We start from the raw sequence: 20,190 nt of genomic DNA on the forward strand, positions 1-20,190 counted from the left end.
GCGCTTGCCAAGCGGAACGGCGCGGTGCATCATGGAAACAGAGGGAATGCGCTTTCCCAATTCGTCTTGAGTACACCTTGCTCACTCACCGTGGAGGACACATGGGCTTCGAAACTAAAACGATCCGTATTGCCATGAACGGCATCACCGGCCGCATGGGCTACCGCCAGCACCTGCTGCGGTCCATTCTGCCCATCCGCGACGCCGGCGGCTTCACGCTGGAAGACGGCACCCGGGTCCAGGTGGAGCCCATCCTGGTGGGGCGCAACGAAGCCAAGATCCGCGAGCTGGCGGAGCAGCACAAGGTGTCCGAGTGGACCACGGACCTCGATGCCGTGATCAATGACCCCACGGTGGACGTCGTTTTCGACGCATCCATGACCAGCCTGCGGGCCGCGACGCTGAAGAAGGCCATGCTGGCGGGCAAGCACATCTTCACGGAAAAGCCGACGGCAGAAACCCTCGAGGAGGCCATTGAACTGGCCCGCATCGGCAAGGAAGCAGGCGTCACGGCCGGCGTTGTGCACGACAAGCTGTACCTCCCCGGCCTGGTCAAGCTCCGCCGGCTGGTGGATGAAGGCTTCTTCGGCCGGATCCTGTCAATCCGCGGAGAGTTCGGCTACTGGGTCTTCGAAGGCGACATCCAGGCTGCCCAGCGCCCGTCCTGGAACTACCGCAAGGAAGACGGCGGTGGAATGACCACCGACATGTTCTGCCACTGGAACTACGTGCTCGAAGGCATCATCGGCAAGGTCAAGAGCGTCAATGCCAAGACCGCCACCCACATTCCGGCACGCTGGGACGAAGCCGGCAAGGAGTACAAGGCCACGGCCGACGACGCCTCCTACGGCATCTTCGAACTCGTTACCCCGGCGGGCGACGAGGTCGTCGGCCAGATCAACTCCTCCTGGGCTGTCCGGGTATACCGCGACGAACTGGTGGAATTCCAGGTGGACGGCACCCACGGCTCGGCCGTCGCCGGCCTGAACAAGTGCGTCGCCCAGCAGCGGGCCCACACTCCCAAGCCCGTCTGGAACCCGGACCTTCCGGTGACGGAGTCATTCCGCGACCAGTGGCAGGAAGTACCCGCCAACGCCGACCTGGACAACGGCTTCAAGCTGCAGTGGGAGGAATTCCTGCGCGACGTCGTCGCCGGCCGCGAACACCGCTTTGGCCTGCTCTCCGCCGCCCGGGGTGTCCAGCTCGCCGAGCTGGGCCTGCAGTCCAACGACGAACGCCGCACCATCGACATCCCGGAGATCACGCTCTAATGACTTCCCTCATCCTTCCCTCCGAAGACGGCGGCACCAGGGAGTACCGGCTGCAGGGCGGCGCCACGTGGGCCCGCCCCACGGCACCCCTGACTGCACGTCGGGCGTACGCCGCCGCCCACGTCATCCCCGAGGTGCTCGCCGACAACACCCCGGGTGCCCCCGCGCGGCTGGACTGGGACGCCACGATGGCGTACCGCCATGAGCTGTGGTCCTACGGACTGGGCGTGGCCGACGCCATGGACACCGCCCAGCGGGGCATGGGCCTGGACTGGTCCGCCACCCAGCAGCTCATCAAGCGGACGGGGGTGGAAGCTGCCTCCGTGGTTTCGGCCGGCAATGCGGCCACCGCCGGCAAGTCCGTCCGCGACCTCGTCTCCTGCGGCGCGGGCACCGACCAGCTGGACATCGACGCCCTGACCCCCGGCGAAGCCGGCATCAAAGCCGTCCTGGAGGCCTACCGCGAGCAGATCGCCGTCGTCACCGAGGCCGGACCCAAGGTCATCCTCATGGCCTCCCGCGCCCTGGCAAGGGTGGCACGCGGCCCCGAAGACTACCTGAAGGTGTACTCCACCCTCCTGCAGGAAGTGGACCAGCCGGTCATCCTGCACTGGCTGGGCACCATGTTCGATCCCGCCCTCGCCGGCTACTGGGGGTCGGACGACGTTGCCACGGCCACCGAAACGTTCCTCGGCCTCATCAGGGACAACGCCGCCAAGGTGGACGGCGTCAAGGTCTCGCTGCTCGATGCCGGCCACGAGGTGGCCCTGCGGGCGTCCCTGCCCGAGGGCGTCCGGCTCTACACCGGCGACGACTTCAACTACCCGGAACTCATCGACGGCGATGGCAGCCACCACTCCGACGCCCTGCTGGGCATCTTCGCGGCAATCTACCCAGCCGCTTCGGTTGCCCTGCAGAACTACGACGCAGGCAACGCCGCCAAGGCCCGCGAAATCCTCGACTCCACCCGGGAACTGGGCAAGCACATCTTCAGCGCCCCCACGTTCTACTACAAGACGGGCATCGCGTTCATGTCCTGGCTCAACGGCAAGCAGCCCGGTTTCCAGATGGTGGGCGGCCTGCATTCGGGCCGCTCGGTCTGCCACCTGGCCAGGACCTTTGAGCTCGCGGACCAGGCCGGACTGCTGAAGGACCCAGCGCTGGCGGCCTTCCGGATGTCCGACTACCTGCGCATCAACGGGGTGGGCGTATGAGCGACTTCGCGCGCCTGTCCATCAACAGCGCCACCACCAAGAAGTGGACGCTCGCCCAGGTGGTGGAGGGGTGCGTGAACGCCGGCATTCCCTCGATCGGCCCGTGGCGGGACCGGGTGGAGGAAGCCGGCCTGGACAAAGCGGCCCGCCTGATCAAGGATGCCGGCCTGCGTGTATCCTCGCTGTGCCGCGGCGGGTTCCTCACCGCGGCTGACGCCGACGGCCAGGCGGCTGCGCTCGCGGACAACCGCGCGGCGATCCTTGAGGCCGTGGCCCTGGAGACCCGGGAACTGTTCCTGGTGGTCGGCGGCCTGGCCCTTGGGGAGAAGGACGTCGTGGCGGCGCGGCAGCGCGTTGCCGACCGGCTCGCCGACCTGGTCCCGTTCGCTGCGGAGCACGGCGTCCGCCTGGTGCTCGAACCGCTGCACCCGATGTATGCGGCCGACCGTGCCCTGATCTCCACGTTGGGGCAGGCGCTGGACCTCGCCGCGCCGTTCGATGCCTCAACCGTGGGAGTCGCCGTCGACACCTTCCATGTCTGGTGGGACCCGGAACTGAAGGCGCAGATCGTGCGCGCGGGCCGGGAAAACCGCATCGCCTCCTACCAGGTGTGCGACTTCAACATGCCCATCGCCGCGGACCCGCTGCTGTCCCGCGGGTACATGGGCGACGGCGTGGTGGACTTCGCCACGATCGGCACTTGGGTGCGTGACGCCGGCTACACCGGGGACATCGAGGTGGAAATCTTTAACCAGGAGATTTGGGACACGGATGGCAATGCCGTCCTGGCCACGGTCAAGGAGCGGTACGCGGAGCTCGTCCTTCCGTTCGCCTGACCGGATACAGACCGCGGGCTCCTGCCGACGCTTTCCGCAGGCAGGAGCCTGCGCCCCACATGGAAGGACCCGGACCGCCGCAAGCGGTCCGGGTCCTTCATGGTTTCGCGGACCGCCCTAGGCGTACGCCAAGGCGAACCTGCGGTAGCGGGCCAGCACACCGGCGTCGTCCGTTCCGCCGGGCAGCTCGACGGCGTCCGCGGACCAGGCGGGGAAATGCCCCGTGAGTGCGGCGGCGGCCTGGCGGGCCGCTCCGTCCGCAACATACTCGCCCGGGCGGGGAAACGTGACACGGGTTCCCAGCAGTCGCGCTGCGACGTCCTGCACGGCGTCGGACTGGGCGCCGCCGCCCACGAGGAGGATCCGCTGAGGGGCCACGCCTTGGTCCTGCAACGCCGCGAGACCGTCGGCCAGGGAACAGACCACGCCTTCGACGGCGGCGCGCGCCAGGTTGGCGGGGGTGTAGTTGGCCCGCGTGATGCCATGCAGGGTGCCGGTGGCGTCCGGGAGGTTGGGCGTCCGTTCCCCGTCGAAGTACGGGACCAGGGTCAGGCCTCCGGCGCCCGGTTCGGCGGAGAGTGCCAGCCTGTTGAACTCCGCCAGGTCGACGCCCAGCAGGGCGGCGGTGGCATCGAAAACGCGCGTGGCGTTCAACGTGCACACCAGCGGAAGGTAGTGCCCGGCTGCATCGGCGAACCCGGCCACCAGTCCCGACGCGTCTGCCGGCGCCGTGTCCGAGATGGCAAATACGGTTCCGGAGGTGCCCAGGGACATGACGACGTCGCCCAGTTCCGCGCCGGCGCCGAGCGCGGCGGCCGCGTTGTCGCCGGCACCGGCTCCGAGCAGGGAGCCTGCTGGGGTGCGGCCCGCCGGTTCCAGTGGCCCGAGGACCTTGGGGAGGGTTGGGACGTGTCCCAGCGCGGATGCCAGGACGTCCGGCAGGTACCGGCCCTCCGCCGACGAATAGTACCCGGTGCCCGAGGCATCAGAGCGGTCCGTTGCCAGTGCCGCCAGGCCCGCTGCGCCGCTGCCCGGCCCGTAACCCGCGAGCCGCCAGGTCAGCCAGTCGTGCGGGAGGCACACGGCCGCGACCTTGGCGGCGTTGTCCGGCTCGTTCTCCGCAAGCCAGCGCAGCTTGGTCACTGTCAGTGAGGCCACGGGGACGGTGCCGGTGGCGCCGGCCCAGTACCGGGCGCCGGCACCGGGGTCTCCGTTGCCGGCGCCGTTGATGAGCTCCACCGCTGCCCCGGCGCTGCGGGTGTCGTTCCACAGCAGTGCCGGACGGACCACTTCACCGTCTGCGTCGAGGCAGACCATGCCGTGCTGCTGGCCGCCGACGGAGATGGCCGCCACGTCATCCAGGCCACCCGCCTCGGCAATGGCTTTCTGCAGCGCCGTCCACCAGTGGTCCGGGTGGACCTCGGTGCCGTCGGGGTGGCCGGCGCGGCCCTGCCGGACCAGTTCTCCGGTGTCCGCGTCGCGGATGACAACTTTGCAGGACTGGGTTGAACTGTCGACCCCTGCGACGAGTGCCATGGCCTAGCGGGCGCCCAGGAGGTGTTCGATGGCGAGCTGGTTGAGGCGGACGAACGCGAAGGAGCGCTCGGCGGCCTTGTCGGCGTCGAAGTCCTCGAAGGAGGCGGTGTCGGCGAGCAGGTCCGCGGTGCTTTCGCCGGCGTTGAGCGTGGGTTCGCCGAGTTCGAAGACGCCGGAGGCCTTGAGCGCTTCCTGGACGTCGGGGTCGGCGCGGAAGGCGAGGGCACGCTCCTTGAGCAGCAGGTACATGGACATGTTGGCCTTCGCGGATTCCCAGACGCCGTCGTAGCCGTCGGTGCGGGAGGGCTTGTAATCGAAGTGGCGGGGGCCGTCGTACTTCGGTCCGCCTCCCGGGAAGCCGTTTTCGAGCAGGTCCACCGTGAAGAAGGCGCTGGTCAGGTCGCCGTGGCCGAAGACGAGGTCCTGGTCGTACTTGATGCCGCGCTGTCCGTTGAGGTCGATGTGGAAAAGCTTGCCGGCCCAGAGCGCCTGGGCGATGCCGTGGGTAAAGTTCAGCCCGGCCATCTGCTCGTGGCCGGTTTCCGGGTTCAGGCCCACGATGTCGCCGTGTTCCAGCTGGGCGATGAAGGCCAGGCCGTGTCCGACAGTGGGCAGGAAGATATCGCCGCGGGGTTCGTTGGGCTTGGGTTCCAGCGCAATCCGCAGGTTGTAGCCCTTGTCCTTGATGTAGCCCGCTGCCGTGTCCACGCCTTCCTTCATCCGGTCCAGCGCTGCGGCAAGGTCCTTGGATCCGTCGTATTCGCTGCCTTCGCGGCCGCCCCACATGACGAAGGTTTCGGCGCCGAGTTCCGCGGCGAGGTCGATGTTGCGCAAGACCTTGGAGAGGGCGAAGCGGCGGATGGAGCGGTCGTTCGAGGTAAAGCCGCCGTCCTTGAACACTGGGTGGCTGAACAAGTTGGTGGTGACCATCGGAACCTTCAGGCCGGTCTCTGCCAGGGCTGCGCGGAAGTTCTTGTGGATCAGCTCCCGTTCGGAGGCGGTGGCGTCAAAAGGGACCAGATCGTTGTCGTGGAACGTGATGCCGTAGGCGCCCAGTTCGCTGAGCCGGTGGACTGCTTCCACGGGATCCAGGGCGGCGCGGGTGGCCACGCCGAACGGGTCGGCGCCGGTCCAGCCGACGGTCCAAAGGCCAAAGGTGAACTTGTCAGCGGGGGTGGGGGAGTGAGTCATGATGCGTCCTTGCAATCGGGTGCTCCGCCGGATGCGAAGCTTTAGTTTATTGCCTGAACTATATGGGCGGACGTAGGGTGGGGTCAAGGGGTCCGGCGGACAGATGACGGCCGGGCCCATGTGCTGACGGAGGAGCTTTGTGATGGTGATGCCGGCGCCCGGCGTGGCGGGATCCGGGGGTTCGGCCCCTGGAAGCGTGGGTGACGTCCGGCGCAGCAACCTGGCCCTGGTGCTGGGGCGAATCGCCGAGTTCCCGCCGGGAGCCCATCCCAGCCGCGCCCAGCTGGCAGCCGCCACCGGCCTGACCAAGGCATCCGTGTCCAGCCTGGTACTGGATCTCCTCGATGCCGGCATCATCCGCGAGATCGGCTTCAATCCGCAGGGGCGCGGCCGGCCGGGTGTCGGGCTGGAACTGAACCCCGGCCGGGCAGTCATGGGGATGGAGGTCAATGTGGACTACATCTCCGCTGCAGTGGTTGACCTGGCCGGAAAAGTGCTGGTCCGTGAGGTGCAGGAACGCGATAACCGCAACAGCGTGGACGGTCCCGTCATGGCAGCGCTCGCCGTTTTGGCGGCCCGGGTACGGAGTGCGGCCGGGGAACGCGGGGTTGAGGTCCTGGGCGGCGGGCTCGCCGTGCCCGGGCTGGTGGACCCTGCTGCCGCGCGGGTGCTCACGGCACCCAACCTGGGCTGGGCCGGCGTCGACCTTGACCTTGGCGCCCTCCTGCCGGAGGCGCCGTTGGGGGTTGCCCTCTTCAACGAAGCCAACGCCGCCGCCCTGGCCGAGCTGCGGCACCGCCCCGATGGGGCATCGGATTTCCTCTTTGTCTCCGGCGAGGTGGGCGTCGGTGGCGGCCTGGTCATCGGATCTGAACTCTTCACGGGCCCCGGCGGCCACGCCGGCGAAGTGGGGCACATCGTGGTGGACCCCGACGGTGCACGTTGCTCGTGCGGCGGGACGGGCTGCCTGGAAACCGTGGCCGGCCAGGACGCCATCTTCGAGGCGGCCGGGATCGGATCCGTGGAACATTCGCGTTCGGCCGCCATGGCCAAGCTCCTCCAGGCGCTGGACGCACAGCAGCCGGGGGCGCTGGCCGCCGTCGAGCGTGCGGGGCGCTGCCTTGGCATCGCGCTCGCGTCAACAGCCCGGGTGGTCAATATTGCCTCCGTCGTCCTCGGCGGCCACTTCGCCGTCCTGGAACCATGGCTCCGCAGTCCGCTGCTCCAGAGCCTGCAAAAGTACGCTCCAGGCAGGTACGCGTCCGGCCAGGTCTCGGTTTCGGCCGTGGGGGAGTCGGGAGCGCTGCTGGGTGCCGCCGGCAGCGTCATCCGGTCGCTCGTCGAAGCGCCGCACAGGCTGCAGGCATAGCGGGGTAAACCGGAAGCGCCCCGGCCCGAAGACCGTTGCGCGGGCTGGGTGCCCGGGCTGCTGCGGGACTACTTCGGTTGGGAATCCAAGGTCCGGCTCATGCTGCGTAGCGGCGCCCGGGAGTCGGGTTCCTCAGGATCTGCCAAGGCTTGCCCCAGCATCTCCACAGATCAACGGTGTCCTCCGTGGCGCGCTGGCAGGCTTGTGCCGTCTCCCGGTATTACCGCCCGGCCCCAACCGAGGTACTCATGAAATTCTCTTCTTCCCGCACGTCCGCGATCACCCTCGCGCTGCTTCTCACCATGCTCTGCGGCCTCATGGCCGCCACCGCTTCCGTCGCCGCCCCGGTCCCCACGATCGTCCCGGCCGCGACCATCACCGACTCGTTCACCAAGCAGACCTTCGACCTGATTAACGCCGAACGCGCCAAGGTCGGGGCGCCGCCCTTCATCTGGAACCAGAAGATCGCCGATGTATCCCAGGATTGGGCCAACCACCTGGGCGTCGCCACTATGGACCCGAACTTCGACTTCGCCACCATCCACCGCACGGACGCCGGCGGCAACGAAATCCCTGCCGGGGCCACCTGGTATCGGGAAAACATCGGGTTTAACTTCAGCCCCGCCCAACTGGTCGACTGGTGGATGAACTCTCCCGGCCACAAGGCAGCCATGCTTGACCCGCGGGGCACGGACGCCGGCATCGGATACGTGGTTCCATCGAGCGGGCCCTACGCCGGCTGGCACCTGATGGTCTCCAACATGGCGGCCTACTCGACCACCCGGATCCCGTCATCCCCAGCTTCGGCCACTGCCCCAACGGCGACTTCCTATGCGGGGCATGTGCAAAGCATTGGTTGGCAGTCCAGCGTTTCGAACGGCGAAACCGCAGGCACTGTTGGGCAAGGGCTGAGGCTGGAAGCGCTCCGCTTTTCTACATCAGGACAAACGGTTCGAGCGCATGTCCAGAACATCGGCTGGCAAAATTACAGCACTGGAGCGACGACAATTGGTACTACCGGGTTGGGGCTTCGTATGGAAGCAATACAAATCAAATCCACAATTGCGGGTGAGGCGATCCGATGCCAAGCGCATGTTCAAAATATTGGCTGGATGCCCGAGGTTGGTGATGGTGAGGTTTGCGGAACCACCGGTCAGGGACTTCGCCTTGAAGCAGTGCGCTTCAGGGTAGTGGGACAGTAAAGATCTCATTGCCGAGCGAAAACACGAGCGGTCTGATCTACGTTTCCGCAGGTCAGACCGCTTTTATATGTGCCCCAGGAGGGAATCGAACCCCCGACCGGCGGATTAGAAGGCCGCTGCTCTATCCCCTGAGCTACTGAGGCATTGGGTTCCGGCCTGTACGCCGGCGCCTCGAAAAGTTTACCTTGCCGGAGCTGCCGGCGCTGTCATCCGTCACCCACTGTCCCTCCACAAAGGCGCCTGCACCCACGTTGTCCACATACACCAACGCGCCCCTCCTTCCGTCCGCCGTCCGGCGCAATGCTGGTCTTGCCTGCACAGGGCAGCACCATTGAGACAGGACGAAGAGATGAGCGAAACGATCACCATCCGGGGCTTCGTGGCCACCGAGATCACGAGTTCCACCACGCCGGGGGGAGTGGCCACGGCTTCTTTCCGCGTCGGTTCCACCAGCCGCCGTTTCGACCGGGAATCCAAAACCTGGCAGGACGGCCACACCAACTGGTTCACGGTCCAGGGCTACCGCCAGCTCGCGGGAACCCTTGGATGCAGTATCAGGAAAGGACAGCCCGTCATCGTGGTTGGCAAACTGAAGATCCGCACCTGGGAGAAGGACGGGCGCATCTACCATTCCACCGTCATCGACGCCGACACCGTGGGGCACGACCTGTCCTTGGGCTCGGCCAACTTCATCCGGACATCCTCACGGCCGGCGCTCTCGCTCGTGGAGCAACCACCGGCCCCCGATTCCGGCCCCCACCCGGGCTTGGACCAGCTCCCGGATGAGCCTGAGGACAGGGACGGCGAAAACCCGGACGATGAGGGCCATCTGTCAGTGGTCATCGAGGACAGTGATGGTGCCATGGCCTCGCTTGACCTCGAAACGGGGGAACTCGCAGAAGTCTAGGAACCACCCATCAGGCTTCAGCGCGTCCCATCAGGTCCCGGGCGGGCGGAGCGGCGGCACCCCCCGGCCGTCCACCGCCCGTCCGCTTACGGGGCCATGGCAGAATGGCACCATGCGGCACACCCTTTCCCACCGGCAGAACAACCGGGCCGGTGCAGCGCTGGCGTGCGCCGTTCTGGCCACACTCTTGACAGGGTGCGTTGCCGGTCCTCCATCGAACGAACCCACCATGGCCCAGCCCGGCAACCCGGCTCCGTCAGCTGCCGCCCAAGCCACGCAGGGACAGTCCGCCAGGCCACAGGCCCCGGCAGCCACTGGTGAAAACAGCGGCGGGGCGCTCGCGGACACCTCCGGAGCTTCGTCGGCGGCCGCCAACGCCGCGGCCACCGAGACGGTGAAGCGGACGGTCACCGACGCCCTGACCAAGCTGGCCGCAGGTGCCCCCAAACCCGCCACGGGGCAGGTAAGCGACGCCCTGACAGGAGCCGGCATTTCACCGGGCGTGCTCCAGGTCTCGCAAAGCCGCACGCCGACCGGGCTGGAAGCGGACGCCATCGAGGCGGCGGTGCTGCAAGGCAAGGACTGCGTGATCGGACAGGTCCGTGAAGGCGCCGTGACCGTCACCGTCCTGCCCGTCCTGCCCAGCGGGAAGTGCTTCGTCGGGTCCTGACCGATCCGAAAGATCCCTGCAAATGTGAGATCTGCCCGCCGACCCACTAGATTTGAGACCATGGCGGAATTTATCTACACAATGACCAAGGCCCGCAAAGCCGTTGGCGAAAAGCTCATCCTCGATGACGTAAGCATGTCCTTCTTCCCGGGCGCCAAGATCGGTGTTGTGGGCCCCAACGGTGCCGGTAAGTCCACCATTCTCAAGATCATGGCCGGGCTGGACACGCCCTCCAACGGTGAGGCCAGGCTCAGCCCCGGATACAGCGTGGGCATCCTGCTTCAGGAACCGCCGCTGAACGAGGAAAAGACCGTCCTGGGCAACGTCCAGGAAGGCGTTGGCGAGATCTACGGCAAGATCCAGCGCTTCAACGAGATCTCCGAGGAAATGGCCAACCCGGACGCCGATTACGACACCCTCCTCGAAGAGATGGGCAAACTGCAGGAAGCCATTGACGCCGCCGACGCCTGGGACCTCGACTCCCAGCTCGAGCAGGCCATGGATGCCCTCCGCTGCCCGCCGGCCGACGCCGACGTCACGAACCTTTCCGGTGGTGAGCGCCGCCGCGTGGCACTGTGCAAGCTCCTGCTGCAGAAGCCGGACCTGCTGCTCCTCGACGAGCCCACCAACCACCTGGACGCCGAAAGCGTGCTTTGGCTCGAGCAGCACCTTTCGAGCTACCCGGGCGCCGTCCTCGCCGTCACCCACGACCGGTACTTCCTCGACCACGTGGCCGAGTGGATCGCCGAGGTGGACCGCGGACACCTCTACCCCTACGAAGGCAACTACTCCACCTACCTGGAGAAGAAGCGCGCCCGCCTTGAGATCCAGGGCAAGAAGGACGCCAAGCAGGCCAAGCGCCTCGCGGAGGAACTGGACTGGGTCCGCTCCAACGCCAAGGGCCGCCAGACCAAGTCGAAGGCGCGTCTGGCCCGGTACGAGGAAATGGCTGCGGAGGCGGACCGCACCCGCAAGCTTGACTTCGAAGAAATCCAGATCCCGCCGGGACCCCGCCTCGGCGGCGTGGTGCTGGAGGCAAAGAACCTCCAGAAGGGCTTTGAGGACCGGACCCTCATCGACGGGCTGTCCTTCAGCCTGCCGCGGAACGGCATCGTGGGCGTCATCGGCCCCAACGGTGTTGGCAAGACCACGCTGTTCAAGACCATCGTGGGCCTGGAACCGCTCGACGGCGGCGACCTGAAGATCGGCGAGTCGGTCAAGATCTCCTACGCGGACCAGAGCCGCGGCGGCATCGATCCCAACAAGACCCTGTGGGAGGTTGTTTCCGACGGGCTGGACTTCATCCAGGTCGGCAACGTGGAGATGCCCTCCCGCGCCTACGTTGCAGCATTCGGCTTCAAGGGCCCGGACCAGCAGAAAAAGGCCGGCGTCCTGTCCGGTGGTGAACGGAACCGCCTGAACCTTGCCCTGACCCTGAAGCAGGGCGGCAACCTGCTGCTCCTCGACGAGCCCACCAACGACCTCGACGTCGAAACCCTCAGCAGCCTGGAAAACGCCCTGCTGGAGTTCCCCGGCTGCGCCGTCGTCGTCTCCCACGACCGGTGGTTCCTCGACCGGGTGGCCACCCACATCCTCGCCTACGAAGGTGACGAGGAAAACCCCTCGAAGTGGTACTGGTTCGAGGGCAACTTCGAATCCTACGAGGAGAACAAGGTGGAGCGCCTCGGACCCGACGCTGCCAAGCCGCACCGTGTGACCCACCGCCGCCTCACCCGCGACTAAACCGCGGGCCGACAAAGCGGCCTACCCACGCAGACATAAGGGCGGCACCCGAGAGGGTGCCGCCCTTATGTCGTCCAGGGATTCCCTATGACCCGGATTCGGGTGGTCCCGCCGTGTCGAGCGGGACCCGCACCATGCCCTCCTGGGCCACGGAGGCGACGTGCTGGCCTGCCCTGTTGAAGATCCTGCCGGTGGCCAGGCCGCGGGCACCCTGGGCGCTGGGCGACTCCTGGACGTACAGCAGCCAGTCGTCCACCCGGGCGGGACGGTGCCACCACATGGCATGGTCCAGGCTGGCAACGTTCATGCCGGGGGTGATCCAGCTCAGCCCGTGCCTCCGGAGGATTGACTCGAGCAGGGTGTAGTCGCTCGCATAGGCCAGGGCCGCCCGGTGCAGGTTGGGGTCGTCCGGCACGGGACCGAGGGTCTTCATCCAAACGGCGTTGCGCGCCTCGCGCGGTCCATTGGCCGAAACGTACAGGGCAGGGTCGACGTGCCGGATGTCGAAGGGCCGCTCATACGCCCAATGCCGCGCCACCGGATGGTCGAACTTGCCCAGCAGGTCCGCAGTGCTGGGAAGCGACTCCGGGTCCGGGATCCCGGCGGGCATGGCGGCAGCGTGCTCAATGCCCTCGGCTTCGACCTGGAAGGAAGCAATCATGGACAGGATCGGCACACCGTCCTGGTAGGCATGGACACGCCTGGCCGAAAACGACCTGCCGTCCCGCAACCGCTCCACACCGAACGTGATGGGCTTGTTGGCGTCGCCGGGCCGCAGGAAGTAACCGTGCATGGAATGGACCAGCCGGTCCGGATCAACCGTCCTGGTGGAAGCAACAAGCGACTGCGCCAGCACCTGGCCGCCGAAGACCCTGTGATGCGGCTGCCGCTGGGAGGGGCCAAGGAAAATGTCCTCGTCCGTCCGGGCGCCTTCGAGATCACCAAGGTCCAGCAGTTCGATCAGCGATGAGGTGGGATCGCCGCTGGGGGGCGCCAGCAGTCCGGCTTCGGCTTCAGTCATGGTCCGACTCTAGACGGCGGCCGCGGAACCACTCAACCTGCCCGCAGCCGGTAGTGTTCTTGTTGTGTCTGATCTCCTCACTTCATCCTTCCGTTTCGCCGATCCCAGGGATCTTGCGGACCTGAAGACGTTCGCCACCCGCGCCAAAGCAATTGACGACGGCGCCATCCGGCTCCAGGCCGCCGGTTCCGTCCTGGCGGCCTATGTGTGCGTCCTGCGGCCCCGGCTGCTCGGTGAATCGACCCCCACCATCCTGGGCCTGCGCACCATGGCGCTGGCGGAGCCGTCAGCGACAGACGTCACGGTGCCCCTGGCGGCCGTCCTGGACCGGCTTGCCCGCGCCGGCGGCTCCGACGTCGACCTGCCGGTTCCGCCCACCACCGTCACCGAATCCTGGACCGGGGTAGGCGCCCCGCGTGGGGGATGGGAGCCACTGGGCACCATCAGCGATGCCCGCCTCCGGGAGGCTGCCGAGTCGGGCATCGGCGAAGTGGCGGGCATCGTGCCGGACAAACCCGGCGCCCTGATCGTCAACAACGCCCGGGCTGCCGTGTGGGGACGCGAACTGGACCACTCCGGCCTGCCGGCCGGCGCAGCTTTCGCAGCGCTTGCCCTGGGGTTCCTCGCCGACGGCGAACAGGCACTCTACCGTGCCGGCCGCTGGTTCAGGCTCAGTGGTCCGCGCGGGCACGTCCTGGCGCGCACCGGCAGCGGCCTCCTGTAAACCAGGGCTGCTGACGGGCGGGCATCACGCGCCGGACGGACTGTTCACCATGGACAGGGCCGCACGCTCCATGTACTCCCACAGTGTTCCCTCATAGAGCGGCGGCAGGTCCAGGGCGTCCACTGCCGCGCGCATGTGGAACAGCCACCGGTCCTTTGCCTCGGGCGTGACTTTGAAGGGCATGTGCCGCATCCGCAGCCGCGGATGCCCGCGCTCCTCACCGTAGGTTGTGGGTCCGCCCCAGTACTGCTCAAGGAACATCAGGAACCGGCGCTTAGCCGGAGCCAGGTCTTCCTCCGGGTACATCGGCCGAAGCAGCGGATCGGCGGCGACGCCGTCGTAGAAGACATCAATGAGCTTCACGAACGTCTCATGGCCGCCCACGGCATCGTAGAAACTGTCGGTGTACGCCGGCTGGCTGAAGGGGTCGTTCTGCATCAGCTGGGGCCGCTGCGGCTGGAGGGGGCCCGGGACGCCGGGGCGCGGCTCGATGGGAAGCGTCATGCTACTCGCCGGCTTTCTGGTCCGTCTTTGGGGTATCGGCGTGGGCGGAGGCCTGGTCGGTGGTGCCGTCCCCGGACTCATGCAGCGGAAGGTAACGGCCCTGCGACCGGTTCCCCACGCGCAGGATCTCGCCGTTGCGCAGGTACCAGATGGCGCCGTCATCGGAGCGGACCCGCGTGATCCGGAGCCCCATGGACTCCACGACACCCACCACCTCGCTGGTTTCGATGACGTCGCCGATGCCGTACTGGTCCTCGATGGTGATGAAGATCCCGGCCAGGAAGTCGCGGATGAGCTGCTGGGCGCCAAAGCCGATGGCCACACCCAGGATTCCCACGCTGGTCAGCAGCGGAGCGATGTTGATGTCCAGGTTCTGCAGGACATACATGCCGGTGATGACTGCCACCAGGACCCCGACGATGCTGTTCAGCAGCGACCCGATGGTTTCCGCCCGCTGGACGCGCCGTTCGTGGTCCAGGGCCCTGAAGGCAGGCGCCGCCCACTTGAACGTTGGTTTCTTGAAGAAGTTGCTTCCGGACGCCACCCGCTTGGTGATGCGCGAGATGATGAAGGTGGCAACAAGCCAGACACCGACACCGACGCCGAGGCTGATCACAATGCCCGGAACGCTGACGCCGCCGGGCTGGCTGGATACCGGGGGAATGATGGACAACATACTGACCATGGGGGGAAATAGCTCCTTGGGGGTTTGCGCTGTTCTCTTTCAACCCTAGCGCCGTAGCGTGGAGCAATGCGCATCCTCATCCTGGGCGGTACGGCCTTCCTGTCCAGGCACATTGCCGTGCAGGCGTTGGCCGCGGGACACGAGGTCACCTGCCTGGCCCGGGGGACCGCGGGTGCGCCGCCGCGGGGCACGGCATGGGTGCAGGCGGACCGGTCCGCCGGCGCTGCGGCATATGCCCAGGTGGAAGGCGAGTGGGATGCAGTGATCGAGGTGGCGCGGGACCCCGGACCTGCCCGCGACGCACTCAAGGCGCTGGCCGCCCGGACGGGGCACTGGACCTTCGTTTCCAGCTGCTCGGCCTACGCGGACCATTCGGTTCCGGGGGCGGCGGAGGACGCACCCCTCCTGCCTCCGCTCGCTCCGGGGATCCCGTCCGCGCCGGAAAACTATGGAGAGTCCAAAGTGGCCATCGAGGCGGCCACCCTTGAGGCGACTGCCGGGAACGCCCATCTGTGCCGCGCCGGCCTGATCAGCGGCCCCGGCGACCCGTCCGACCGCTACGGCTACTGGCCTGCGGGCTTCGCCCGTAACCAGGAGCCCGTGCTGGTCCCGGATATTGCCGCCCATCCCACCCAGGCCATCGACGTCCGGGACCTGGCCGCCTGGATCCTGGCCGCGGCCGGACAGGGCACCACCGGTGCTTTGAACGCCTGCGGGGAAGAGGTATCCTTCGGCGCCCTGATGGATGGCTGCCGGGAAACAGCAGGCCAGCATGGCGCCCCGGTCCCTGCCGACGAAGCGTGGCTGGTGGCGCAGGGGATCAACTACTGGTCAGGTCCGGACTCCCTGCCGCTCTGGCTCCCGCCCGGGCATGAGGGTTTCATGGCCCGGAGCAACCAGGCCGCCAGGGCCGCAGGAATGGTGCTGCGGCCCTGGCGGGAAACCCTGGCGGACACCTTGGCCGACGAACGCGCCCGGGGGCTGGACCGGCCCCGCAAGGCCGGCCTGTCGCCGGCGGTGGAGCAGCGGCTGATCGCTATGCTCCACCAAGGCGGTGCCTAGCCTGCCACCGTAACGGGCTGGTGCCTCACCGGGAAGTTCACGCTCCGGGCAATGAAGCACACCTGGTTCGCCTCATGGTGCAGTCCGGCGGCCAGCTCAAGCTGGCCGGCGTCGGCCACGGTGACCCTGGGGTGCAGTGTCACCTCTTCGAACTGGCCGCTGCCGTCGCGGTTGAGCCGCATCAGCCCGGAGGCCTCGTCCCGGTAGTCCGTGACCACCACGCCATGCTTGACGGCCACGTGCAGGTAGGACAGCATGTGGCACTGCGCCAGGGCCGCCAGGAGGAGCTGTTCGGGGTTGTACCGCTCCCGGTCCCCGTGGAACGTCGGGTCCGCCGAGCCCTTCAACACCGGAAGGCCCGGGATGAGCACGTCATGGTCCCGCGAGTAGCTCCGGTACGACGACGTGCCGCCACCCCGGTTGCCGGTCCACTGGACCGTCAGCGTGTAGGAGTGTTCGCCGATGCTCACCCCGCGCTGCCGTCCGGCAGGACGTCGGCGGCGCGGGCGCGCAGGGCCCGGGCCACGCCGTCGCGGTTTTCCAGCATCATCCGCCGCAGCGCGGCGCTTTCCGCGGGCAGCGACGCCAGGAAGGCGTCGGTCTGGTCGATGGTGGCCTGCGTGGTCAGCAGCGCCGGGTAGAGGCCGACGACGATCTGCTGGGCGAGTGCGTGGGTCCGGGTCGCCACGATGGCCGGCACCGCCGCGAAATACTTCTCCGCGTACGGCTCCAGCAGCGACCGGTCCCGGACCCGCATGAAGCCCGCCACGGCCGATCCCTGCAGGGCGTTGGACAGTTCACCCTTGACCACGATCGACTCCCAGACGGCCGCTTTGGCCTCCGCCGTGGGGAGCGCGGCCTTTGCCAACGCCGCTGCGTTCTGGCCGCTGGACGTGTTGTCCCGCTCCAGTTCGGCGTCGATGCCGTCCTGGCCCATCCGGCCGCCGGCCACCAAGGATGCCACGAGCTCCACCGGAGGTCCTGGTCGACGGCCAGCCCGTCCAGGACCGCTGAGCCGTCCAGCAGGGCCGCCACGCGGTCGAGCTGGGACGCGCTGCCGGCAAGGAGGGCAAAGGACTTCACGAACTGCAGCTGCGCGTCGGAGCCGCCGGGGACTTCCGATGCCAGCTCCCACAACCTGTCTGCGGCTGCCACCATGGTGGCTTCGCGGTGTTCTTCCGCCACGTAGAAATTCAGGGTGGTGGCCAGCTGGCGGAGCTGGACCAGGATGACGGACGAATCGGTCTCCGCGGCCACATTGGCCAGGATCAGCTCCACGTACTTCCGTGCCGGGGCCTGGCCGTCCCGGGCCGCATCCCATGCCGAGTTCCAGACGAGGGTGCGGGGCAGGCTGGCCTCGAAGTCCTTGAGGTGTGCAGTGGCGGTGGCCAGGGATTTCGGGTCCAGCCGCACCTTGGCGTAGGCGAGGTCATCGTCGTTGACGAGGATCAGGTCCGGCCGCGCCAGGCCGGCCACGCCCGCCACCTCCGTGCGTTCGCCGTCGACATCCAGTTCCTCGCGGTGCACCCGCTCCAGCTTTCCGGCGTCGTTGAGGTTGTAGAACCCCACGGCAAGGCGGTGCGGCCGGAGGGTGGGCCACTCCGGAACGGCGGACTGCACGATCGCCAGGGACTTCAGCGTCCCGTTCTGGTCCACGTCCAGCTCGGGGGTGAGGGTGTTCACGCCCGCGGTCTCCAGCCACTGCCGGCCCCAGCCGTCAAGGTCGCGTCCGCTGGCCTTCTCCAGCTCCACCAGCAGGTCGCGCAGCTCGGTGTTGCGCCAGGAGTGCTTGGCGAAGTACTCCCGGACGCCGGCCATGAACTGTTCAGGACCCACCCAGGCCACCAGCTGCCGGAGCACCGAGGCGCCCTTGGCGTAAGTAATGCCGTCGAAGTTGACCTCGACATCCTGCAGGTCGTTGATCTCCGCGAAGATGGGGTGTGTGGTGGGCAGCTGGTCCTGGCGGTAGGCCCATGACTTCTCCACCGACGCGAACGTGGTCCAGGCGCTGGTGAAGGACGTGGCCTCCACCGCGGCCAGGTGGGACATGTACTCCGCAAAGGACTCGTTGAGCCAGAGGTCGTTCCACCACCGCATGGTCACCAGGTCCCCGAACCACATGTGGGCCAGCTCGTGGAGCACCGTGATGGCGCGCCGCTCGATCTGCGCGCCGGTGACCTTGCTGCGGAAGACGTAGCCCTCCAGGATGGTCACCGCGCCGGCGTTCTCCATGGCGCCGGCATTGAATTCCGGCACGAACAGCTGATCGTACTTCTCGAACGGGTAGGGGCAGCCGAACTGTGCTTCGAAGAACCCGAAGCCCTGCCGGGTCAGTTCGAAGATGTTCTCCGCGTCCAGGTACTGCATGAGCGACTTCCGCGCGAACACGCCCAGCGGGATGACGCGTCCGTCCGAGCTGGCCACCTCGCTGCGGACGGACTGGTACGGTCCGGCGATCAGCGCGGTGACGTAGGACGACAGGCGCGGGGTCGGCGCAAATGCCCATACCGACCTGGCTCCGCCGTCCTCCGCGGGCGGGGCCTGCACCGGCTCCGGGGTGGGTGAATTGGAGACCACATCCCAGTGCGAGGGTGCCGTGACCGTAAACGCGAAGGTTGCCTTCAAGTCGGGCTGTTCGAACACGGTGAACATGCGGCGCGAATCCGGAACCTCGAACTGCGTGTACAGGTAGACCTCGTTGTCCACCGGATCCACGAACCGGTGCAGGCCTTCGCCGGTGTTCATGTAGGGCATGTCGGCCACAACGGTCAGCTCGTTGTGCTCCTCCAGTCCGGGCAGTTGGATCCGCACGCCGTCGGACACGGTTGCGGGATCCAGGACGCGGCCGTTCAGCGTCACGCTGTGCACGGTCCGGGTCACGGCATCAATGAAGCTGGACGAGCCCGGCACGGCCGTGAACTTCACGGTGGTGGTGCTGCCGAAGACCTCTCCGCCCCGGGTCAGGTCGAGGCTGACATCGTAGGACTCGGCGGTGATCAGTTCGGCGCGCTCACGGGCTTCGGCGCGCGTCAGGTTCATACCTGGCAAAGGAGGACCTCCAGAGAAGTTTCGGTTGCCGGCCGGTGGTCCCGGTTCCGGCACTCTGCTGCATTCTTTCATCCTTGCAGTCCTTGGCAAGTTGCCCGGGTCACAGCTTGCCCGGGTCACAGCGCGCCGCGGCCCCGGCCGCGTGATTTCCGACCGGGTTGCGGGGGTAGCGTTGGATGCATGGGAAAGCTGCTGGATTCGGTGGATGCCAAGGCGCTGCGCTTTGCCCTCGGGTTCCCCGTTGCGCTCGCCGCCGCCTTCGCCTTCTGCGCCTGGCTGCTCCGGCCTGACCTTCCGGACCCGCTCGCGGTGCGCTGGACGGCCGACGGCGGTGCCGCCTTCGCCCCGTTCGGCGCCTATGTGGGCGCAGGGGCCGCGGCCATTGTGGTTGCCGGCTGGGCGGTCCTGCTGCAGGCGGTGCCCCTGGGCAGGCCCGTGCTGATGCGCAGGATCATGATGGGTACCGGTTTCTTCCTCAGCCTCTTCATCACCTCGGCCCTTGCGGCAGGCCTCATCGGCCAGGTGGGGCTCGCTGACGCCCGGCAGTCACGCGTGGACATGACCGTCCTGGCACTCGGGAGTGGCGCTGCCGTTTCCCTGGGCGTCACCATGGCCATGGTCTACAAGGCTGACCGGCAGTGGTCCCCGGACGACGACCGCGCCCTGCAGACCGCCATCGCCAGGGAAACGGACCCGGATCTCGCCCTGGACACCATCCGGTTGTGGGTGCACGCCCGGAAGTCGGTTTTCGTCATGATCGGCATCGCCACGCTGTTCCCGGCGGCGCTGCTCGCCGTCGTCGTGCCGTGGCTCGGGATCCTGCTGGTCCTCCTGGCCGCTGTCAGCACGGCGTTCCTGTTCGCCCGCGTCAAAGCTGACCGCGGCGGCCTGAAGGTCCTGCTTGCCGGAGTGGTGCCAGTCATGGATGTCCCCGCCGGCGCCATTTCGGCCGCCAGCGCAGCGGAGGTGCGGGCCGCTGACTACGGCGGGTGGGGCTACCGGCACCATCGCGGCACCGCGGCGATGCTGGTCAGCAGCGGGCCCGCGGTCGTCGTGCGCAAGACGGACGGCCAGCGCCTGGCCGTGAGCGGCGGCACCCAGGCCTCTGCGGCACGGCTGGCCGATGTCCTCACCAGGGTTGCGGCCAGGGCACGGCGCGCGGGCGGGCCGCCGGCAGCTGGGCAGCCCGGGCCGTGACCCCTGGGCA

General features: G+C 67.6%; 17 protein-coding genes, 1 tRNA gene and 1 pseudogene. 11 read left to right on the forward strand and 8 right to left on the reverse strand.

What is annotated here, in order from left to right; all coding sequences use genetic code 11:
* Nucleotides 1–101: 101 nt before the first annotated feature.
* Genes ACX5I6_RS13590 through ACX5I6_RS13600 form a run of 3 tightly spaced genes read left to right on the forward strand, consistent with a single transcriptional unit; the run spans nucleotide 102 to nucleotide 3,321 of the window.
* On the forward strand, nucleotides 102–1,271 hold the full coding sequence (locus ACX5I6_RS13590; protein ID WP_461840804.1) for a Gfo/Idh/MocA family protein: 1,170 nt from the start codon (nucleotides 102–104) through the stop codon (nucleotides 1,269–1,271).
* Nucleotides 1,271–2,485, forward strand: a complete 1,215-nt coding sequence (locus tag ACX5I6_RS13595) for a dihydrodipicolinate synthase family protein (protein ID WP_461840805.1) — start codon at nucleotides 1,271–1,273, stop codon at nucleotides 2,483–2,485. The genes ACX5I6_RS13590 and ACX5I6_RS13595 overlap by 1 nt, the downstream gene beginning before the upstream one ends.
* Nucleotides 2,482–3,321, forward strand: a complete 840-nt coding sequence (locus ACX5I6_RS13600; RefSeq protein ID WP_461840806.1) for a sugar phosphate isomerase/epimerase family protein — start codon at nucleotides 2,482–2,484, stop codon at nucleotides 3,319–3,321. The genes ACX5I6_RS13595 and ACX5I6_RS13600 overlap by 4 nt, the downstream gene beginning before the upstream one ends.
* A 117-nt stretch (nucleotides 3,322–3,438) precedes the next feature.
* Here the strand turns inward: ACX5I6_RS13600 and xylB are convergent, their stop codons facing one another.
* Together xylB and xylA are read right to left on the reverse strand one after the other, a co-directional pair.
* The gene (gene xylB / locus ACX5I6_RS13605) at nucleotides 3,439–4,857 is read right to left on the reverse strand and encodes a xylulokinase (RefSeq protein WP_461840807.1); all 1,419 of its coding nucleotides are present in this window, start codon (nucleotides 4,855–4,857) and stop codon (nucleotides 3,439–3,441) included.
* A 3-nt stretch (nucleotides 4,858–4,860) separates the two neighbouring features.
* On the reverse strand, nucleotides 4,861–6,048 hold the full coding sequence (xylA, locus tag ACX5I6_RS13610) for a xylose isomerase (protein WP_461840808.1): 1,188 nt from the start codon (nucleotides 6,046–6,048) through the stop codon (nucleotides 4,861–4,863).
* Between the two features lie 142 nt (nucleotides 6,049–6,190).
* Between xylA and ACX5I6_RS13615 the strand changes: the two genes are divergently transcribed.
* Nucleotides 6,191–7,417, forward strand: a complete 1,227-nt coding sequence (locus tag ACX5I6_RS13615; protein WP_461840809.1) for an ROK family protein — start codon at nucleotides 6,191–6,193, stop codon at nucleotides 7,415–7,417.
* 185 nt (nucleotides 7,418–7,602) lie between these two features.
* A complete protein-coding gene (locus tag ACX5I6_RS13620; RefSeq protein ID WP_461840810.1) occupies nucleotides 7,603–8,619 on the forward strand; it encodes a CAP domain-containing protein in 1,017 nt (338 codons plus the stop codon).
* A 70-nt stretch (nucleotides 8,620–8,689) separates the two neighbouring features.
* Here the strand turns inward: ACX5I6_RS13620 and ACX5I6_RS13625 are convergent.
* Nucleotides 8,690–8,762 (reverse strand) — tRNA-Arg (locus tag ACX5I6_RS13625).
* Between the two features lie 206 nt (nucleotides 8,763–8,968).
* Here ACX5I6_RS13625 and ACX5I6_RS13630 point away from each other — a divergent pair.
* The 3 genes from ACX5I6_RS13630 (at nucleotide 8,969) to ettA (ending at nucleotide 11,939) form a co-directional block, all read left to right on the forward strand.
* The gene (locus ACX5I6_RS13630) at nucleotides 8,969–9,526 is read left to right on the forward strand and encodes a single-stranded DNA-binding protein (RefSeq protein ID WP_461840811.1); all 558 of its coding nucleotides are present in this window, start codon (nucleotides 8,969–8,971) and stop codon (nucleotides 9,524–9,526) included.
* A gap of 112 nt (nucleotides 9,527–9,638) precedes the next feature.
* Entirely contained in the window at nucleotides 9,639–10,196 is a 558-nt protein-coding gene (locus tag ACX5I6_RS13635) for a DUF6993 domain-containing protein (protein WP_461840812.1), read from the forward strand.
* 60 nt (nucleotides 10,197–10,256) lie between these two features.
* Nucleotides 10,257–11,939, forward strand: coding sequence for an energy-dependent translational throttle protein EttA (gene ettA / locus ACX5I6_RS13640; RefSeq protein ID WP_018761593.1), 1,683 nt, complete (start codon nucleotides 10,257–10,259; stop codon nucleotides 11,937–11,939).
* Between the two features lie 85 nt (nucleotides 11,940–12,024).
* Here ettA and ACX5I6_RS13645 read toward each other — a convergent pair whose 3' ends face one another.
* Nucleotides 12,025–12,960, reverse strand: a complete 936-nt coding sequence (locus tag ACX5I6_RS13645) for an acyl-CoA thioesterase (RefSeq protein ID WP_018761592.1) — start codon at nucleotides 12,958–12,960, stop codon at nucleotides 12,025–12,027.
* A gap of 64 nt (nucleotides 12,961–13,024) precedes the next feature.
* Between ACX5I6_RS13645 and ACX5I6_RS13650 the strand changes: the two genes are divergently transcribed.
* Nucleotides 13,025–13,684 (forward strand): hypothetical protein, encoded by a 660-nt coding sequence (locus tag ACX5I6_RS13650; RefSeq protein ID WP_461840813.1) that lies wholly within the window; start codon nucleotides 13,025–13,027, stop codon nucleotides 13,682–13,684.
* Between the two features lie 24 nt (nucleotides 13,685–13,708).
* Here ACX5I6_RS13650 and ACX5I6_RS13655 read toward each other — a convergent pair whose 3' ends face one another.
* Together ACX5I6_RS13655 and ACX5I6_RS13660 are read right to left on the reverse strand one after the other, a co-directional pair.
* Nucleotides 13,709–14,188, reverse strand: coding sequence for a globin (locus ACX5I6_RS13655; protein ID WP_461840814.1), 480 nt, complete (start codon nucleotides 14,186–14,188; stop codon nucleotides 13,709–13,711).
* Nucleotide 14,189: 1 nt separating this feature from the next.
* The gene (locus tag ACX5I6_RS13660) at nucleotides 14,190–14,873 is read right to left on the reverse strand and encodes a mechanosensitive ion channel family protein (RefSeq protein ID WP_461840815.1); all 684 of its coding nucleotides are present in this window, start codon (nucleotides 14,871–14,873) and stop codon (nucleotides 14,190–14,192) included.
* Nucleotides 14,874–14,939: 66 nt separating this feature from the next.
* Between ACX5I6_RS13660 and ACX5I6_RS13665 the strand changes: the two genes are divergently transcribed.
* The gene (locus ACX5I6_RS13665) at nucleotides 14,940–15,935 is read left to right on the forward strand and encodes a Rossmann-fold NAD(P)-binding domain-containing protein (protein WP_461840816.1); all 996 of its coding nucleotides are present in this window, start codon (nucleotides 14,940–14,942) and stop codon (nucleotides 15,933–15,935) included.
* Here ACX5I6_RS13665 and ACX5I6_RS13670 read toward each other — a convergent pair.
* On the reverse strand, nucleotides 15,932–16,405 hold the full coding sequence (locus ACX5I6_RS13670) for an OsmC family protein (protein ID WP_461840817.1): 474 nt from the start codon (nucleotides 16,403–16,405) through the stop codon (nucleotides 15,932–15,934). The genes ACX5I6_RS13665 and ACX5I6_RS13670 overlap by 4 nt on opposite strands.
* Nucleotides 16,402–18,974 (reverse strand): annotated as a pseudogene (gene pepN / locus ACX5I6_RS13675) (aminopeptidase N). Before pepN ends, ACX5I6_RS13670 begins: the two are co-directional and overlap by 4 nt.
* Before the next feature lie 189 nt (nucleotides 18,975–19,163).
* On the opposite strand from pepN, the gene ACX5I6_RS13680 reads away from it, so the two are divergent.
* A complete protein-coding gene (locus tag ACX5I6_RS13680) occupies nucleotides 19,164–20,180 on the forward strand; it encodes a hypothetical protein (protein WP_461840818.1) in 1,017 nt (338 codons plus the stop codon).
* Nucleotides 20,181–20,190: the final 10 nt, after the last annotated feature.

The organism is Arthrobacter sp. MMS24-T111, from assembly GCF_054888995.1.

Excerpts from the sequence above, each read along its gene's own strand:
- ACX5I6_RS13590 (WP_461840804.1), top strand. The coding sequence starts at position 102 with ATGGGCTTCGAAACTAAAACGATCCGTATTGCCATGAACGGCATCACC.
- ACX5I6_RS13595 (WP_461840805.1), top strand. The coding sequence starts at position 1,271 with ATGACTTCCCTCATCCTTCCCTCCGAAGACGGCGGCACCAGGGAGTAC.
- ACX5I6_RS13600 (WP_461840806.1), top strand. The coding sequence starts at position 2,482 with ATGAGCGACTTCGCGCGCCTGTCCATCAACAGCGCCACCACCAAGAAG.
- xylB (WP_461840807.1), bottom strand. The coding sequence starts at position 4,857 with ATGGCACTCGTCGCAGGGGTCGACAGTTCAACCCAGTCCTGCAAAGTT.
- xylA (WP_461840808.1), bottom strand. The coding sequence starts at position 6,048 with ATGACTCACTCCCCCACCCCCGCTGACAAGTTCACCTTTGGCCTTTGG.
- ACX5I6_RS13615 (WP_461840809.1), top strand. The coding sequence starts at position 6,191 with ATGGTGATGCCGGCGCCCGGCGTGGCGGGATCCGGGGGTTCGGCCCCT.
- ACX5I6_RS13630 (WP_461840811.1), top strand. The coding sequence starts at position 8,969 with ATGAGCGAAACGATCACCATCCGGGGCTTCGTGGCCACCGAGATCACG.
- ACX5I6_RS13635 (WP_461840812.1), top strand. The coding sequence starts at position 9,639 with ATGCGGCACACCCTTTCCCACCGGCAGAACAACCGGGCCGGTGCAGCG.
- ettA (WP_018761593.1), top strand. The coding sequence starts at position 10,257 with ATGGCGGAATTTATCTACACAATGACCAAGGCCCGCAAAGCCGTTGGC.
- ACX5I6_RS13645 (WP_018761592.1), bottom strand. The coding sequence starts at position 12,960 with ATGACTGAAGCCGAAGCCGGACTGCTGGCGCCCCCCAGCGGCGATCCC.
- ACX5I6_RS13655 (WP_461840814.1), bottom strand. The coding sequence starts at position 14,188 with ATGACGCTTCCCATCGAGCCGCGCCCCGGCGTCCCGGGCCCCCTCCAG.
- ACX5I6_RS13660 (WP_461840815.1), bottom strand. The coding sequence starts at position 14,873 with ATGGTCAGTATGTTGTCCATCATTCCCCCGGTATCCAGCCAGCCCGGC.
- ACX5I6_RS13665 (WP_461840816.1), top strand. The coding sequence starts at position 14,940 with ATGCGCATCCTCATCCTGGGCGGTACGGCCTTCCTGTCCAGGCACATT.
- ACX5I6_RS13680 (WP_461840818.1), top strand. The coding sequence starts at position 19,164 with ATGGGAAAGCTGCTGGATTCGGTGGATGCCAAGGCGCTGCGCTTTGCC.